Source organism: Rheinheimera nanhaiensis E407-8 (assembly GCF_000296695.1).
GTDB classification, from domain to species: Bacteria; Pseudomonadota; Gammaproteobacteria; order Enterobacterales; family Alteromonadaceae; genus Alishewanella; species Alishewanella nanhaiensis.
Map to the genome: position 1 here is coordinate 44180 of NZ_BAFK01000013.1, position 15410 is coordinate 59589.

Here is a 15410-nt window from a genome sequence, read left to right on the forward strand (position 1 = left end):
ATTTTTAATTTTGGTGTTAATTTAGCATTATTAGCATACTACCGCGCACGCTTGGAATTTGTAAGATAATCACTGCCGGATAGAGGGCCTTTGTAAATATCTTCCAGTAAGAAGTGCAAAATGTCCTTTAAATCTTTCTTATCGGTAGGCAGCCTGATTTTTCCATTACTCACTTCGATAGGTAAATTTGGGAAATTTGCGGCAGCATTAGAAATGTCGTTGACTGAATAACTATCAAGTATACCGGCACTTTTTATCGTATGAACCATTTTCCTTACTTGAGAATCCGCCATGGATGTAAAATTGGATAAATCAGGAACTTCTATTGAACCATGCCGTGCCATTTCTGATAAATCTTCATCCGTAGCTTCTCTATAGTATTCAGTTAAGTCAAAGACCATACGGGCATTATGAAAGCTCTTAAACTTAGTTTTATTGCCCTCTATGATCGCCAACAATTTATTGTCGATGGTGAAAATATCATCCGTTGACTTTACGAATACATTGCCAGTTTGCATTTTTATAATTGGTAACTGATTTAAAGAAAGCGCCTGCCTTGAAGAAAATTTCTGTACAAGCACTTTAGTTACACCACCAGCAGTAGTTCCTGTAAATAATGCTTTTATGGGTTCATTTAAGAAATTGGATACAACTAGGCTGGGAAACGAAGTGGCGTTTACATTAATAGCATTAATCATCATTTGAGATTCAGGGATGTCATCGAGAGTTAGAACCTCGTTTGAATCAGGTTTCCAATCTCCATTGAAATCGACTTCTGTATCAATTCCGCGCTCAAATATAGTTCTTTGTGCTTCAAAAATTTGAGTCAGTTCAGTTTGTAATGGATGATTTACTCCAATTCTCTTAATTTGACAAATGCCGTTATCATCTTTGATGAATGCGAAAAAGTTTTGCTGCGCTGTCATTTTAATCCTCGACGTCGATGACTATATACTCAGTTAATTGAGCGACTGTTAACGCTTGGCTAGCGTGTCGCAGTTCCTTCTTGGTAATTAAAACGTAAGTTACACCCTCCGGCGTACCCACTTTGTAAAAGTGCCACTTCATAACGCCTAAGAGCGGGTTGAAATGATAGCTGTATCCCGTGCTAGTAATAACTGCAAAAATTACTAATGTTGGAACCCATACCATCCAATTCAGCGCACTGAAACTCGAAGTAAATAATGGCAACAAGTAAAGAAGTAAAAAGCCCATATTTTCACGATCAGCAGCCTCAACACTTGCTACGGAGAAATTAAAGCGCTCCATATTTTTTTTTGCATATCTAAGCATCCAGATACAGATTAAAACCAAGAATAGTGAGGTAACAATTGCCAATGCTGAGAATATTTTATCTCCGTTAAACCATGCTACCCATGCATAAGTAAAACCTACAGGAGCAATAGCAGTGCTAGTAAGTAGTATTTTTGCTATCGTACTTAACATATTACCCCTTCACAAAGTCTTACATTGAGCTCGACATAATGAAACGCTTAACATACATACAATAATACCGTGCTATCGGAGGCAAGAGCTGTGTTCTGCCATCTTTAAAATCAAAACAGATCTGATTGAACGTTTTTTAACTTAATAATTTGCGAACTCAATTTTAGATTTTCTTCAGCTTTTTTAAATGCAGCCTCACTCATATTTTTTAATATACCTTCAAAATCATCAATACTTTTTACTGTGCTGAACTCTTTATTTTTATTAATGTAAACAAGAGAAGATTTTTTCCTTTTTAAGAGCTCAATAATGTTTTTCAGAGTGCCGGAGCTTTTAGTGTCCCAAATCATGAAACCATAATCACAAACTTCCGCCATTTCCAAGTCCTTTGCTGTGAAAAACGCACGAGTTCCTGGTTTTGCAGAAGTTTCAATTCTTTTAGTGGACCAATTGCCGAAGTTATTTCTAGGTTGATCACCAGCGCAATAGACTATTACGTTGCTGGCATGTTCTGAGGTTAAGTATTTTTGAACTGCACTGTCGACACCATCGGCATCGCCAACTAGTACTTGATAATCTAGGTTGATTACATTTAATAGACGCTCAACAACGCCTGGATCAAGATTTTTAATACTTATAGAGCCTGATATGAATACCTTATGCACTATCGTTTCCTCGTTACTGTCGCCACATATACATTCCCAATTTTAGCGCTTGATTTTAACACCTGAGTGGCAGCTTCTAAAGATGAGCCTGTATCAAAGAGATCATCAATTAAGAGTACGTTAAATTTTCCACCGGGTAAAAAATCATTGATTTTAAAAGCATTTACCAAGGCATGAATTTTATCTTCTCTTAAAGCTATGTCTTTCATCGCGGAGGTAACAACAGTTTTTATTAAAAAGTTATCATAGTAGGTTAAACCTGCTATGCGTGCGTACTCCTTTACAATCTCTACAACTGGTTGTCTTTGTCGTTGCTTGGATGGCGGCATAGGGATGACAAACGAAATGTCCGTGAACCGCCCAGTAAGCGATCTTGCCATTTGATTGGCAATTAAAGATACTTGCGAATAATCTGAACGATATTTTAACTGAAAGAGCGCCTCACCAACGGGGGACCGAACAGTATTAAATTGCATATGACCATACTCATTCTCTCCAATAGGAGTACTGCTCAACGCATGCTTATCAAGAGAATAACCTAATGTCCAGTTTCCACGAACTTGTTGAACATTTACATCCATTTTAGTACCTCGTCCTCGTCAAAGCATAATGCTCATTATCTAGAATTTTTAAAACTCTTAGAGTCAAGTCTGACTTTTGCCACAATCTTAAACCGCATTTTCACCCAACATTTTTCCGACAACCTCGCCAACCTTAACACTCAATACTCTCAAGCATTTGAGACGATACTGCTACTTTGACACCGAATAAAACTAACGAACTTCTGATTTAATGCTGATATTGTCGTTTGCTGATTATTTTTTGTTCTAAAATTTTATTCTGGTGTTAACTAAAACCTGCTTCAATAAGGAAAGAATTTTCTGTTCCGTGTAATCTCACCTGTTTCACCAACTGCCCTCCCAACCAGAAAACTATTTTCCTGCTTGCTCACCACAGTCAAAATAGTTACTATTTTTTAACTTTAATTTACAAGGATGAAGCATGAAACAACCAAGCCACCAACGTGCAGACCGCACATATGCCCAGTTAAGAGAACAAAGCCGGATGCTGATTACTGAGGAATTACCGGTACGGTATCGCGACTCGGTTACTTTTGATGATATTAACGGCCGAGCTATGGCGCAATTATCACGTTGGGAGGTGCATCCTGATCGCCGGGTGATGTGGTCGTGGTCCGAATGGGCAAGCCGTTACGCCGCGATCTACCCAAAGCGGTTTGAACTGACAATTTGGTTTCATAGTAAGTTGTGTAGCGTATCTTTAGGGCGACCAACCTGGAGTGCAGGCAAATTACGACTAGATTTTATTGAATCATCGCCGGAGAGAACCCCTCTAAGCGGAAATACCGTAAACTTAACGGTCGCGGCAGCACGAGCCTATGCTCGTATGATTGGTGCAAGCCAAATCAGAATTATGAACCCGATTAACAGCAAAGTGCGTTCACATTACGAGTCACTGGGATTTACTTATGTTGGTGGCAAAAGTGATTATTGCACTATGGATTTAGCATGAAAAAACATACCGACAGACCAAAGCCGGGAACGCCAGAATTTGATCTATGGCTGCGTGAAAAAATTCGCGAAGACTTCAAAAAAATGGAAAATGTACCCGAGTTAGAAGACGAATTCGGCGTATTATCCGGCAGCTTAGAAAGCATGACTAATACCGATGCTGAAGCCTTTCCTGATGAGCCGGAAGAGTATATGCCACATGAGCGGGTTAAAATTGTGGTCGACAACACCGGTAAAAAGAAGTCTTAACAGACATTGTTAAAAAACTATAACTTTCAAAACTTTAAAAGTTAGCCTTACGCTCACAGCTAAGATGAGAAAAAGGGGTTTACCGCCCCTTTCGAGTACTTAATAGCCGTAATTTAAGCCACTGATTTGGCAATATTCTGCGCCACAACATAGGCTTTATACTGGGCGTCAATTTTAAAAAAAACTTCTACAGGCGCGTTATAAACCCGCTTTATCTTGGTTGCCAGGTCAATGCTTAACTCACTTTCGCCGTTGATAAAACGGGTAATGGTCGATTTGGCAACATTAAGATCACGGGCAGCATCGGCTGCAGTCAGGTTTTTACGCTGCAGGTAGCGTTTAAAATGTGCGCCAGCGGCTTTGGGCGGGCCTATCAGCCCCATTTCACGCAGGTTTTCACTGCTTAGCAATTCAGTATTGTTTGTCATTTCATCTATTACCTTAATGTTGAATCGCGCGTTGAAATTACGCAGCAAACCTTATGTCAATAAAGCTTAGCCCTTGAGCCAACTGTTGAAAAGCGTTGACGCCAGCGCATTGCCAGAGAGCTAACCTCTGGCCTCAAACAATACCGTTTGCTTTGCCCCCACTATCCGCTAAGCTGCTTTATACCCTTTCACCTGCAGCCGGATAAACCATGCGTATGCTGCTTACGCTGACAGGCTATGTACTGGCGGGCTATTGCCTGCTGTGCTTATTGCTGTATTTGCTACAACGGCAGTTAATTTATTTCCCCGTGCCGGCCCAACTACCGCCAACCGAGCCGCTGATTTTGCAGCAAGCTGATGCCACTGTGCTGGTAAGCCAGCAGCCGCGCGATAGTAGCCAGGCGCTGTTGTATTTTGGCGGCAATGCTGAGGATGTTAGTGTGTCTTTACCGCAGTTTGCTGCGGCCTTTGCGGGCCACGCGGTTTATGTAATGCATTATCGTGGTTATGGCGGCAGTAGCGGCAGCCCGTCTGAGCAGGCACTGGTTGCCGATGCACTGGCGTTATACGACCTGCTACAGAGCAAACATAGTGATATTACCGTAATAGGCCGCAGCTTAGGTTCAGGTGTTGCGGTGCAGCTGGCGGCGCAGCGTAAGGTAGCGCAACTGCTGCTGATAACGCCGTTTGATAGCCTGCGCGCGCTGGCCCAGCGGCAGTTTCCACTGTTTCCGGTTAAATGGTTGCTAAAAGATACCTACAACTCGGTGGCCTATGCACCAGCTATTACTAACCCCACGCTGATTTTACTGGCCGAGCAGGATGAAATTATCGGCCGCGCCCACACTGAGGCGCTGTACCGGGCTTTTGCCCCCGGCATCGCCAGATTGAAAAGCTACAGCGGCAGCCATAACAGCGAATTGGCGGCCAGCCAACTTGCGGCCTGGCTTGATGCTGCGCCCCGCTGATCTAACAGCCGACAAGCGCAAAAAAAGGGGACTTATTGCTGTGCGGGCTGCACCAGGTGCCTGACGGCGCCAGTGCAGCCCTTACAAACTATTGATTAATACTGTTGTCACCAGCAAACAACGTCAGCGAGTAGGTTTGGTGTTTGCCGGTATCCAACGTGTAGTGTGACTGCGCGCCGTTAAGGGTGGCGATACCAATATTGTTTAGCAGCAGCAGGCGTTCGCCTTGGGTGGTGCTGTACGCAAACACCGGCCAGTGGATGCCGGCACGTTTGCCGGCATTAAAGCTGTTTACCCACTGTGCATAGTCGGTTTCGTTATCACTTAGCTGGCAAAAGCTGCTGTTACAGCTAAGCGCGCCACTTAGCGTTGTGTGTTTATTATCAATACGATAGCTAAGCTTGGTCAGCGGCAACGGCTCGGCGTTATCTAAATACAGGCTTGCTAAGGCGAAGGCTAACTTATCCATCGACACCACCCAGCTGCTGTTGGATAAAATGGCGATGCTGAGATCTTGCTCTGGGTAAACAGCCAGTATAGAACGGGCGCCGGGCGTTGAACCGGCATGATGATACACCGTTCTTTGCTGCTCATCTTTGGCGATACGCCAACCAAAACCCACCTGAAAGCGACTGTCGCTAACAATACTGCCATCTTGCAAAGTGGTGGCGCTAAACAGCAGTTGCTGCAGCGCCGGTTGTTGCCTGGCTTTTTGCAGCACCGCCGCGCCAAAATAGGCTAAATCGGTTGCAGTGGCACTGAGCCCGGCGCCAAAGGCACTGTAGGACATCTCACCAAAGGCAAGCTCACGCGCACCGCCAGGCTCCAGCTCATACAACTTACTGCTGTTTTTGTGTAGCTGATGGATGTTTTCCACCAACGGCGTGGCTTTGCCGCTCCAGCGCGCAACAAACTGCGGCACCGCGCCGGTTAACGGCTGTTGCGTGATCTTTTCGTATACCGCGCCAGCCAGGGTATAACCGTGGGTTGAATAGCGATATTCGCTGCCGGGACGCGACATTAAATCACGCGCTTTTAGCGTAGCCACTGCGGCGATTGCCGAGCTGTAATGGCTGTCGTAAATATCGCCATCTTGTTGCTGGTAATGCGGCATGCCCGAGATGTGCGCCAGCAACTGCCGTATGGTAATGGCGTGATATTTTTGCGCCAACTCAGGGTAATAGCGGCCAATTGCCGCATCCGGGTCCAGCTGCTTATTTATCACCAGTTCAGCCAGCATAGTGGCACCTACTAGCTTCGATACACTGGCCAGGCGAAATACCGTGTCGGTATTTACCGGCTGCTGTGCGGCGACATCGGCATAGCCACTGGTTGCTGTCGCTAACAATTTACCCTGGCGCACCACAGCCACTGAAAAGCCGGGCACGGCCGTCGTCTGCTGCAATGCATTAACCAGTTTACCCAGCTGTTGCTGGTATACCGCTGCCCTGCTATCCACAGCGGGCTTAACTGTGGTGGCGCTGGCCACCGTCAGTGGCATAGCCGCTGCCAAAAGAGTAACTAACAAAGCTTTCATATCATGCTCCTTTTTTTCAATCATTGGGCATGATGCCTGGCGACAGCGCCAGTTAATAACGGTTAGGCTTAGTTATGTTTAGTTATGCTGAGCTAGGTGGGATTAGCCAAAGCACGCAGCGCCGGCCAAATAGGGTGCAGCGGCTGTTCACGCTGTTCTTTACTCAGGTACAGCTTACCCGATGCAGTTAGCTGTTTAATGCCCTGCAGGTGCGATGCCAGCGATAGCGCTAGTGCTTCAGCAGATGCGGGATCAATACTATCCGAGCGTAGCACCGTTGCCGTAGTCGGCTCGATGATACTCAGCCTTAGCATAGTGCTGTTATTGACTGCCACTATGTCTACATAACTGATAAGTGCAATACGATCTTTTCTTGCCTGCAGTGGCAGCGCCATCTCCGGGCGCTGGCGGGACAATATTAGTTGGATATCGCCGGCAGCAGCGGCCTGGTTAAGCTGGTGATGCCAGGCTTGATAAACGGACAGCGCGCTATCCGGCATCTGCTCTGGCGGTATGTTCGACCACAGCGCAATGCGATTGCTGCTTATTACCTCAGGTTTATGTGGCCACAGCAGCATAGCCGTCGTCAGCAATACTATGGCCATGCTCACCGCGGCCGCGAACAGCAGCAGTTGCTGCCGCCCCTTATCACGCCTGTCGGGTGCTGTTGCTGCGGTATCGGCTGCCACACCCGTATCAGTTACAGGGCCAGACGGGGCAATCAGTAAACGATAGCCCTCGCCCCGTACCGCCTGTATGGTTAAGCCGGTGATTGACGATTGCTGCAACGCTTTTCTAAGCACAAACACCCGTTGTTTTAATGTCTCCGGGCTGACATGTTGTTTTGGCCATACCGCAGCGGTTAGCTCACTAACTGACACCAGCTGCTCCGGCTGTTGTGCCAGAGTGTGCAGTAATTTAAAACTAAGCGGATTTAAACTCAGTGTTTGTTGCTCTTTACTGACACTAAATTCCCGTTCATCAAATATCAGCGCGTCAACTGCGTGCATAGCCTTTCCATATTGTTACTAACAAAACCGGCATTATTAAATATCAATTTCAACCGGCGGTTACAATGGCGTTAAGCCTGGCCAGATACTGCAGATAAGCCGCTTCATTAAATGCCTTTGATGCCGGGTTGATAAAGCCATGCGCATAAGGCGTACTGATAGCCGTGACGCCTTGCTGTTGTAACTGCCGGCAGATATCGTCTACAGCAAAATGTGGCTCGCTGTGGCCAAAAATCACCTGCGTTGGCACTTGCGGCTGAAGCGTCAGATGCTGGTGAATTTGCCCCGGATAATACAATACTGCCTGCTTCAGCCTGCTGCTGTCAGTAGCTGCCAGGGCACGCCACAGCGCAGTAGCGCCAGCGCTAAAGCCGATGGCCAGCTCAATCGGCTGTGAATGGCTTTGCAGCGCCTGAGCGGCGATGGCGGCATAGGCATTATGGCCGCACTCGGCACTATAAGCAGCGTAAGCTTGCTGTTCATCAGCAAACTGCTGCGGTTTGCCCTGATAAGGGTCAACAAGGTGCAGCGTGACGCCGCTTTGGCGCAAATCGGTCAGCAGACGGTTAAGGCCAGTACATTGGCCAAAAATATCGGTAATCAGTAAAACAGTTTGGCTCATGGTGTTAATACAATAGCTGCGTAATCTTTGGCTAAATATTGGGTAGTAGCGTTAGCGGTTGCTATACCTCTTATTGGCGGCATAGGCTTCCTGCTCCAGCGGTGAATTGTCATAGCCGTACTTGAGTAAATCAGCAAAGTGTTGGGTAACGACCTGCTTTAAACTGGCGCGTTCTATTTGCAGCACATGCACCAACTCGTGCGCCAGTTTCGGTGTATCCAGTTGATAATCTTTTCTGACATAAATCGAGTAACCAAACACCTGAGCATTGTTAATAATGCCCTCGCCAACAAAGCCGGTAGCCTCACCGACCAACTTCAGCATAGGGTTGTGATACGGAAAGGGCACCGTATCAACATACACCAAGCGCACCTTTTCTGGCTGCTTAATACCAATTTCGGCTGCCAGAGCTAACTGTGCAGCACTGAGCGGCTCGCCCAGCTGTAACCCGGCGACTTCAGTGTCACTGGCCCAGTCGATGTACTGCGGCAAAATAAACGCCGAGATAAGACGTTGATGAAAAACAATAATACTGCCAAACAGCAGCACCAACAGCAGCAGACTCAGTGTTAATTTGCGCATAGAGGTAACATCCAAACTGTTAGTAGATGAGAGTTGATAAAACGCCGAACTGACACCGGGCCAGGCATTAATGTGCTGTGGCTGACATTACAAGTTTTTTAGCTTTTATACAATAAGTTAGCGCTCTTAGTGCTTAACAAGACAGTACCCGTCAGACCGCCTTAATCAGGGCACTGCAGCTGTTGCTGCGACAGCGCAGCCCGGCTTTCAATTGCCGTAATCATTACCTCGGGATATTCATCCTGATACAGCAGACGGTACTGGCCTTGCAGCACCAGTTTGTTCAGCGCACACTGCCAGTTATGTATTACCGCATCGTCTACCGCTTTGGAAAAGGCCAGATACATTTCAATATTTTGCAGCGGATACACCGGTTGTAAATCCAGCCCGGCGGCTAACAGTTCAGCCTGGCGTTTGGCAGTAATATCACTGTGCATAGCAATAAGATCGGCGCGGCCTAATTTGAGCATAGTGTAACAGTCACCGGATTTAAGGCTTAAGATCAGGTTTTTGTCTATCTCAAAGCCCAGCGCCAACAGCTCGCTAACAATACTGGTGTTGCGTGTTTCACAGACCACATGGTTTTTCAGCAAGTCGGCCAGGCTGGCATTAGCCGTTACCACGCCCCGCCGGGCGTACAAATTCACCGAATACAGCTTAATAGGCCCAACCCATTTAAATTTATCTTCTCTGTCAGCGGTTCTGATCGTGTCATACACCGCCACATTGTCGCTGCTCACGGCAATGGCATAAGCGCGTGCCCAGGGCAAAATTTCTATTTTGCTGTTGTCGCCAACCTGCTGCTGTAGCGCTTTAATCAATTCGGTTGACATACCATACAGTTGACCATGTTTGTCATACAAGCGGCCACGGCCAGCCGGCTCGGTAATAATGCGCAGTGGCGTTGTAGCACTGGTCGTTTCTGTTGCACCGGGCACTGCCGGCGCTAACAGCAGCAAGGGTATAACGCAACAGCTGAAACAATTTAGTATGGCTTTCACGCGAGACTCCAAACACACAACGACAGATTTTACCGGGCAGTGCATCAAGTGTAGAAGAGGGAGTAAATAGTTGCTTAACCTGAAGCACGGCTGGCGTTATTCAGCGCTGGCCACTGCTCAGCCCAAGTATAATTGCTGCCCTCGCCCAAGGTGTCTAAATGTGCACAGAGAAAATCAATAAACACCCTAACCCGGGCCGGCAAATAATCACGCTTGGGGTAAATAGCAAAGACACCATTGTCCGGCTGCGGTGGCCGGTAATACGGAAATAACGACACTAAGGCACCAGTTTGCAGCCCCTGACGCGCGAGAAAATGTGGCAGTTGCGCTATACCTAAGCCGTCGGCGCACATGGCCGCCATAGTTTCGCCGTCATCTGTAATATGCTGGCGTTGCAAGTGATGCAACTGATAGTGGCCATGCCGGTCAGGTAAAAAAATGGGTTGTAGCTGCTGGCTTTGCTTGATACGAAAGCCTATCCAGCTGTGCCGTGAAAAGTCTTCAGCAATCTGCGGCGTACCGTGGGCCGCCAGATAGTGTGGTGAGGCACAAATAAGAAAGTCCATCGGGCTTAGGCGGCGCGCCACTAAACGGCTGTCTTTGATATAGCCGGTGCGCAGCGCCACATCAATATCATTATCGATAAGATCCTGATGTAAGTCATTGACGTCCAGCTGCAGCTGAATAGCCGGATAACGCTGACAAAATGCCTGCAGCAGAGGCTGCAGGTACAGATGGGCATAGCACACGGCACTGGTAATCCGTAGTGTCCCCTCGGGCGCATCATTCAGATGCTGTAAGGCATGCTCACACGCATTAAGTTGTTGTAGTAAGGGGCGCACCGTCGCAGCATAGCGCTGGCCGGCAGGCGTGATACATAGTTGCCGGGTAGAACGCTGAAACAAACTGCAGCCAAGCTGACTCTCCAACCGGCTTACTGCTTTGCTTACGGTAGAAGGATCACTGTGGCAGCGCCTTGCGGCAGCGGCAAAGCTACCTTCATCGCAGGTAGCAACAAACAGCTCAATTAAACGCAGTTTATCCATAAGCAATCCATCGTCCTTGTGCACATAGCCGTGACCTTAGCATAAAGACTCGTGAAAGATCTTCACAACTGTTTGGCAACAACAGCGGTTTTTCTGCTGTTTTTGCCTGTTTATGCTGTGGCCCGACGATAATTATGGCCGGTTAGCCGGAGGAACTATGCGCCACAGTGGATCTTTACCCGTAAACACGCAGCAACCGTTTTTTGCTTATGTATTTCTCGCTTTTATTGCCATGGCCACATTGGCTTACCTGAACTATTTACCAGCCCTGGTCAGCAGCCTGGCAAGCGTACTTGGTTTTACCCAGACCCAAGCCGGCGAAATTGTTGCGGCCAATGGCTATGGCGCTCTGGCTGGCAGCGCTATCGCTATATATCTGGTAAACAAACTGCGCTGGCAAAGCACACTGTTAAGCTGTCTGGCACTGCTGTGCCTGCTTGAGTTAACCAGTGCCCTGGCCAATAGCTACGCTTTGATGCTCGGCTGGCGCTTTGTTGCCGGCATTGCCGGCGGCATCGGCTTAGGCATGGCGGTTTCTGTCCTGGCCCGGCTGGCTAACCCTGACCGCGCTTTTGGTATGCTGCTGTTTATCCAGTTTAGCAGCGGCTCCCTGGTGATTTACCTGTTACCTCAGCTGACACTGTGGCTGGGCGCTAATGCCGTGTTTTATGTCAGTACTGCAATTGCCGCGTTGGCCCTGATGTTACTGCATTGCGTGAAGGCAATAACATTAACGCCTGGCGCACTGGCCAACGTCGATAGCGCCGTCAGCAAGCCTGCACGCCGGCTTAGCTATGTCACCTTGTTGCTGTTGGCCATTGCCTTATATCAGGCGGCGGCCAGTGCTATCTGGGCCTATGCCGGCCTGATTGGCCAAAGTGTAGCCATCAGTGCTGACAAGGTTAGCAGTGCTATCGCCGTCAGCGGTTTAGCCGGCCTGGCCGGGGCTATGCTGCCGGTACTCAGTGGCCGTCGCGTGAGCCGTTTAACTCTGCTGCTGCCGGCGACAGCCTTATCAGCGCTTAGCGCATTATTACTGACATTTAACCTGTTCCCGATAGATGCAATCTTGTATGGCAGCGCTCTGGCACTGCTGTTCTTTTGCTGGCCGGCGGTGGTGAGCTTGTTACTGGCGGTAAGTGCAGAGCTCGATAGCTGCGGCCGTCTGGCTACTATCGCCACCCTTGTCTCGTCGCTAGGCCTGGCCACAGGCCCTTTGCTGGGTGCGGCACTGGCGGATAACAACAATTTTTCCGCTCTGTTGTTCAGCTGTGCGGCGCTGTTTTTACTTAGTTATCTGTTGCTGTTTATCCCGGTGCGGGTTCTGGATAGGCTACCAACAACTGCTAACTCTGCCATTGACGTTAAACCTGAGTATCAGAGGTAACCACTATGCTGCGCTTTATATTAAACCGGATGCTGCTTAACCTACAAAAACGCTACCAGTATGATGTGCGCTATCAGCAGCACATTCTGCACACTGATCTTAGTGCTTATATTAAGTTTTGCGGCTTTCAAAGCATGGCAGCCCACCAGGCTGATGTGCCGCCGGCCGCGTTATATGCCGCCAGAATTCGCGCTATTCTGGCGGAAGATTGTGGCCCCTGCAGCCAGTTGGTGGTGGATATGGCACTGGAGTCTGGTGTGCCAGCAAGCTTAGTGCAAGCCATTGTTGAGCGGCAGCTGCAACTGTTACCTGCGCAGATTGCTTTGGTAATGCAATTTACCGAGCAGGTGCTAACCCATCAGCAGCAAGCTGATGCGTTACGACAGCAAATTTGCCGCTTATGGGGTGATAAAGGGCTGATAAGCCTGGCTTTTGCAATCAGTAGTTACCGGGTGTATCCAACGCTGAAATATGCGCTGGGCTATGGCAAATCTTGTAGTCGCATCAGATTAAATGATCAATCAATAGCCCCTAAGCACGCGGGAGGCGAATAGCATGCTTAATCATTTTGTTACAACAAGCGCTGCATTACTCGGTTTAGCGGCACTGATAAACGGCAGTATTATGTTAGTTGCGCCTGAATTCTGGTATTGGCAGGTAAAGGGCGTGGCAGAAAGAGGAGCCTATAACCAGCATTTTCTGCGTGATATTGGCCTGATTTATCTGCTTAGCGGCATAGCTTTTGTCTATGGCGCTATTAAGCCGAAACATCGTCCAGCGCTTTGGCTGGTCCCCAGCGGCTGGCTACTGGGGCACGCACTTTTCCATCTCTGGGAGGTGCTAATAGGCATTTGCGACAGCGCATCGATATGGGATGACTTTTATGGTGTTACGATACCGGCCTTGCTTGCCACAGTGTTACTTTATACAAGTTACCGGCAACAGAAAATCAGCTCCCTGGCTGAGACAAACCCCGACTAACACCGTAGTATCTGCATGTTATTGTGTTATCAAAGGTTGCTATGAAAATACTACACAAGGTTATCTTGTTTGCCACTGTTGCCCTGCTGCTTGGCTGCACCGGCACGCCTGAGGGCGTGAAACCCGTTAGCCCATTTGAGCTTGAACGTTACTTAGGCCAGTGGCATGAAATTGCCCGGCTGGATCACCGCTTTGAGCGCGGTTTAACGCAAGTAACCGCTAACTACAGTATGCGTGAGGATGGCGGCGTAAAAGTGATTAACCGTGGTTTTAATGCTGAACAAAATGCATGGCGCGAGGCTGAAGGCAAAGCCTACTTTGTTGGCGACAGCAACACCGGTGCGCTTAAAGTGTCGTTTTTTGGCCCTTTTTACGGCAGCTATAATGTGGCGCGCTTAAGTGATGACTACAGTATGGCACTGGTAGTGGGCCCATCGCTGGATTACGCCTGGCTGCTGGCACGCAGTAAAACGCCGGCCAAAGCGCAGTGCGAGGCTTTTGCCCAAACCGCTACCGAGCTGGGTATTGACCCGGCAGACTGGATTTGGCTTGAACAGTGCAGCGGCTAAAAAGGTAATGTTTGCTGCAAAAGCACACTTATGCAGCTACACTGATAGCCTGATGCTAAGCCCAATCCAATCAATATGTTAGATTAAACATGATGAGCGACAAGATAATGCTGCTGTGGCAGCAATTGGTAAGTTTTTTACAACAACCGGCAATGTGGTACCAAATGGTTGCCGTAGTTGCCGCTTTAACTCTGGCCTGGGGGCTTAACCGGGTATTAGCTAAACGGTTGAATGACAGTGGCGGCAAGGGCTTGCGCCATGTGGCGCTGCACAGCTCGCAGCGTATTGTATTGCCCTTTAGCCTGGCCGCCTTGCTGGCACTGACGGCTGAAGCCTTTGCCAGCTCCCAGTTGCCGGCACAGTTATTACAGTTTTTAGTGCCTATTGCGCTGGCGCTGGGTGTTATACGGCTGCTGGTGTATATCCTGCGTAAAGCCTTTTTATCCAGCCCGATAGTAAAATCGGCCGAGCCGGTGATAGCCACTACTGTGTGGTTGCTGGTGGTATTGCATTTAGCCGGCTGGCTACAACCGCTGCTGCAGATGATGGATGCGCTGGCCTTTACCCTGGGCGACAGCAGGCTGTCGCTACTGAGTGTGGTTAAATTACTGCTGGTGATTATTCTGGCCTTTACGCTGGCGCTGTGGCTGGCCGAGCTGTTAAACCAACAACTGAGAAAAGCCAAACATATCAGCCCCAGTATGCAGGTAGGCTTTAGCAAAGTGGCCAAGGTGGCGCTTATCACCCTGGCATTTCTGGTGGCACTTAACGCTGTGGGCATTAACTTAAGCTCGCTGGCAGTTTTTGGCGGCGCTTTGGGGGTTGGCCTGGGGTTTGGTTTACAGCGTATAGCGTCAAATTTTATCAGCGGCTTTATTTTAGTGCTTGATCGCAGCGTCAAGCCCGGTGATGTTATTTCGGTAGGCGATAATTTTGGCTGGGTACATGAGTTAAAAGCCCGTTATGTGGTGGTACGTAACCGCGAAGGCGTTGACACGCTGATCCCGAGCGAAAACCTGATCACCTCAGAAGTGATTAACTGGAGTTATGAGGACCGCAATGTGCGGGTAAAAATTCTGGTGCAGGTAAGCTACGATGACGACCCGGAGCAGGCGATGGCATTGATGCTGCAAAGCGCTAACAGCTCTAAAAGGGTATTGAGCGAGCCTGCACCGACGGTAATGCTGAAGAGTTTTGCCGACAGCGGTATTGAGCTGGAACTGAGAGTATGGATAGCAGACCCGGAATACGGTGCAGACACCGTGCGCTCAGACATTAACGTGGCTATCTGGCGCGCCTTTAAACAGGCGGGTATTACCATTCCTTACCCGCAGCGTGATTTGCATATTAAATCTGGCTTACCGACACTGCCATCCTGACTGAGCCA

At 48.4% G+C, this 15410-nt stretch carries 19 protein-coding genes; 8 read left to right on the plus strand and 11 right to left on the minus strand.

Annotated elements, in window-relative coordinates:
* Positions 1–38 precede the first annotated feature (38 nt).
* From RNAN_RS11740 to RNAN_RS11755, 4 genes are all read right to left on the minus strand, one after another.
* Positions 39–926 (minus strand): Kiwa anti-phage protein KwaB-like domain-containing protein, encoded by an 888-nt coding sequence (locus RNAN_RS11740; RefSeq protein ID WP_008222010.1) that lies wholly within the window; start codon positions 924–926, stop codon positions 39–41.
* Position 927: 1 nt separating this feature from the next.
* The gene (locus RNAN_RS11745) at positions 928–1446 is read right to left on the minus strand and encodes a KwaA family protein (protein WP_040552059.1); all 519 of its coding nucleotides are present in this window, start codon (positions 1444–1446) and stop codon (positions 928–930) included.
* A gap of 110 nt (positions 1447–1556) precedes the next feature.
* Positions 1557–2111, minus strand: a complete 555-nt coding sequence (locus tag RNAN_RS11750) for a hypothetical protein (protein WP_040552060.1) — start codon at positions 2109–2111, stop codon at positions 1557–1559.
* Positions 2111–2692, minus strand: a complete 582-nt coding sequence (locus RNAN_RS11755) for a ComF family protein (RefSeq protein WP_040552061.1) — start codon at positions 2690–2692, stop codon at positions 2111–2113. Before RNAN_RS11755 ends, RNAN_RS11750 begins: the two co-directional genes overlap by 1 nt.
* Positions 2693–3113: 421 nt before the next feature.
* Here RNAN_RS11755 and RNAN_RS19140 point away from each other — a divergent pair, with 421 nt between their 5' ends.
* Positions 3114–3644: a hypothetical protein gene (locus RNAN_RS19140; protein ID WP_148275722.1), complete on the plus strand. Its 531-nt coding sequence runs from the start codon at positions 3114–3116 to the stop codon at positions 3642–3644.
* The gene (locus tag RNAN_RS11760; RefSeq protein ID WP_008222018.1) at positions 3641–3892 is read left to right on the plus strand and encodes a hypothetical protein; all 252 of its coding nucleotides are present in this window, start codon (positions 3641–3643) and stop codon (positions 3890–3892) included. Before RNAN_RS19140 ends, RNAN_RS11760 begins: the two co-directional genes overlap by 4 nt.
* A gap of 113 nt (positions 3893–4005) precedes the next feature.
* Here RNAN_RS11760 and RNAN_RS11765 read toward each other — a convergent pair whose 3' ends face one another.
* On the minus strand, positions 4006–4320 hold the full coding sequence (locus tag RNAN_RS11765) for a helix-turn-helix transcriptional regulator (protein ID WP_008222020.1): 315 nt from the start codon (positions 4318–4320) through the stop codon (positions 4006–4008).
* Positions 4321–4529: 209 nt separating this feature from the next.
* Between RNAN_RS11765 and RNAN_RS11770 the strand changes: the two genes are divergently transcribed.
* A complete protein-coding gene (locus tag RNAN_RS11770) occupies positions 4530–5288 on the plus strand; it encodes an alpha/beta hydrolase (protein WP_008222022.1) in 759 nt (252 codons plus the stop codon).
* A gap of 88 nt (positions 5289–5376) precedes the next feature.
* Here the strand turns inward: RNAN_RS11770 and RNAN_RS11775 are convergent, their stop codons facing one another.
* The 6 genes from RNAN_RS11775 to RNAN_RS11800 form a co-directional block, all read right to left on the minus strand.
* Positions 5377–6825 carry a serine hydrolase domain-containing protein gene (locus tag RNAN_RS11775; RefSeq protein ID WP_008222024.1) on the minus strand — a complete coding sequence of 483 codons (1449 nt, stop codon included), beginning with the start codon at positions 6823–6825 and terminating at the stop codon, positions 5377–5379.
* Positions 6826–6917: 92 nt separating this feature from the next.
* Positions 6918–7835 carry a winged helix-turn-helix domain-containing protein gene (locus tag RNAN_RS11780; protein ID WP_008222027.1) on the minus strand — a complete coding sequence of 306 codons (918 nt, stop codon included), beginning with the start codon at positions 7833–7835 and terminating at the stop codon, positions 6918–6920.
* Positions 7836–7884: 49 nt separating this feature from the next.
* On the minus strand, positions 7885–8457 hold the full coding sequence (locus tag RNAN_RS11785) for a dienelactone hydrolase family protein (RefSeq protein ID WP_008222029.1): 573 nt from the start codon (positions 8455–8457) through the stop codon (positions 7885–7887).
* 51 nt (positions 8458–8508) lie between these two features.
* Complete coding sequence (locus tag RNAN_RS11790; protein ID WP_008222031.1) at positions 8509–9039, minus strand: hypothetical protein; 531 nt, start codon at positions 9037–9039, stop codon at positions 8509–8511.
* A gap of 161 nt (positions 9040–9200) precedes the next feature.
* On the minus strand, positions 9201–10040 hold the full coding sequence (locus RNAN_RS18730) for a substrate-binding periplasmic protein (protein ID WP_008222033.1): 840 nt from the start codon (positions 10038–10040) through the stop codon (positions 9201–9203).
* Positions 10041–10114: 74 nt separating this feature from the next.
* Positions 10115–11086, minus strand: a complete 972-nt coding sequence (locus RNAN_RS11800) for a LysR family transcriptional regulator (protein ID WP_008222035.1) — start codon at positions 11084–11086, stop codon at positions 10115–10117.
* Positions 11087–11243: 157 nt separating this feature from the next.
* On the opposite strand from RNAN_RS11800, the gene RNAN_RS11805 reads away from it, so the two are divergent.
* From RNAN_RS11805 to RNAN_RS11825, 5 genes are all read left to right on the plus strand, one after another.
* Positions 11244–12473 (plus strand): MFS transporter, encoded by a 1230-nt coding sequence (locus tag RNAN_RS11805; RefSeq protein ID WP_008222037.1) that lies wholly within the window; start codon positions 11244–11246, stop codon positions 12471–12473.
* A 5-nt stretch (positions 12474–12478) separates the two neighbouring features.
* Positions 12479–13027 (plus strand): hypothetical protein, encoded by a 549-nt coding sequence (locus tag RNAN_RS11810; RefSeq protein WP_008222039.1) that lies wholly within the window; start codon positions 12479–12481, stop codon positions 13025–13027.
* A 1-nt stretch (position 13028) separates the two neighbouring features.
* On the plus strand, positions 13029–13454 hold the full coding sequence (locus RNAN_RS11815; protein WP_008222042.1) for a hypothetical protein: 426 nt from the start codon (positions 13029–13031) through the stop codon (positions 13452–13454).
* Between the two features lie 41 nt (positions 13455–13495).
* Entirely contained in the window at positions 13496–14023 is a 528-nt protein-coding gene (locus RNAN_RS11820; RefSeq protein WP_008222044.1) for a lipocalin family protein, read from the plus strand.
* Positions 14024–14112: 89 nt separating this feature from the next.
* The gene (locus RNAN_RS11825) at positions 14113–15402 is read left to right on the plus strand and encodes a mechanosensitive ion channel family protein (protein WP_237739917.1); all 1290 of its coding nucleotides are present in this window, start codon (positions 14113–14115) and stop codon (positions 15400–15402) included.
* Positions 15403–15410: the final 8 nt, after the last annotated feature.

Coding starts and splice junctions, on each gene's coding strand:
- RNAN_RS11800 (WP_008222035.1), bottom strand. CDS start 11,086: ATGGATAAACTGCGTTTAATTGAGCTGTTTGTTGCTACCTGCGATGAA.
- RNAN_RS11755 (WP_040552061.1), bottom strand. CDS start 2,692: ATGGATGTAAATGTTCAACAAGTTCGTGGAAACTGGACATTAGGTTAT.
- RNAN_RS11740 (WP_008222010.1), bottom strand. CDS start 926: ATGACAGCGCAGCAAAACTTTTTCGCATTCATCAAAGATGATAACGGC.
- RNAN_RS11790 (WP_008222031.1), bottom strand. CDS start 9,039: ATGCGCAAATTAACACTGAGTCTGCTGCTGTTGGTGCTGCTGTTTGGC.
- RNAN_RS11770 (WP_008222022.1), top strand. CDS start 4,530: ATGCGTATGCTGCTTACGCTGACAGGCTATGTACTGGCGGGCTATTGC.
- RNAN_RS11765 (WP_008222020.1), bottom strand. CDS start 4,320: ATGACAAACAATACTGAATTGCTAAGCAGTGAAAACCTGCGTGAAATG.
- RNAN_RS11815 (WP_008222042.1), top strand. CDS start 13,029: ATGCTTAATCATTTTGTTACAACAAGCGCTGCATTACTCGGTTTAGCG.
- RNAN_RS11780 (WP_008222027.1), bottom strand. CDS start 7,835: ATGCACGCAGTTGACGCGCTGATATTTGATGAACGGGAATTTAGTGTC.
- RNAN_RS11775 (WP_008222024.1), bottom strand. CDS start 6,825: ATGAAAGCTTTGTTAGTTACTCTTTTGGCAGCGGCTATGCCACTGACG.
- RNAN_RS11820 (WP_008222044.1), top strand. CDS start 13,496: ATGAAAATACTACACAAGGTTATCTTGTTTGCCACTGTTGCCCTGCTG.
- RNAN_RS11760 (WP_008222018.1), top strand. CDS start 3,641: ATGAAAAAACATACCGACAGACCAAAGCCGGGAACGCCAGAATTTGAT.
- RNAN_RS11785 (WP_008222029.1), bottom strand. CDS start 8,457: ATGAGCCAAACTGTTTTACTGATTACCGATATTTTTGGCCAATGTACT.
- RNAN_RS11810 (WP_008222039.1), top strand. CDS start 12,479: ATGCTGCGCTTTATATTAAACCGGATGCTGCTTAACCTACAAAAACGC.
- RNAN_RS11805 (WP_008222037.1), top strand. CDS start 11,244: ATGCGCCACAGTGGATCTTTACCCGTAAACACGCAGCAACCGTTTTTT.
- RNAN_RS11745 (WP_040552059.1), bottom strand. CDS start 1,446: ATGTTAAGTACGATAGCAAAAATACTACTTACTAGCACTGCTATTGCT.
- RNAN_RS11825 (WP_237739917.1), top strand. CDS start 14,113: ATGATGAGCGACAAGATAATGCTGCTGTGGCAGCAATTGGTAAGTTTT.
- RNAN_RS19140 (WP_148275722.1), top strand. CDS start 3,114: ATGAAACAACCAAGCCACCAACGTGCAGACCGCACATATGCCCAGTTA.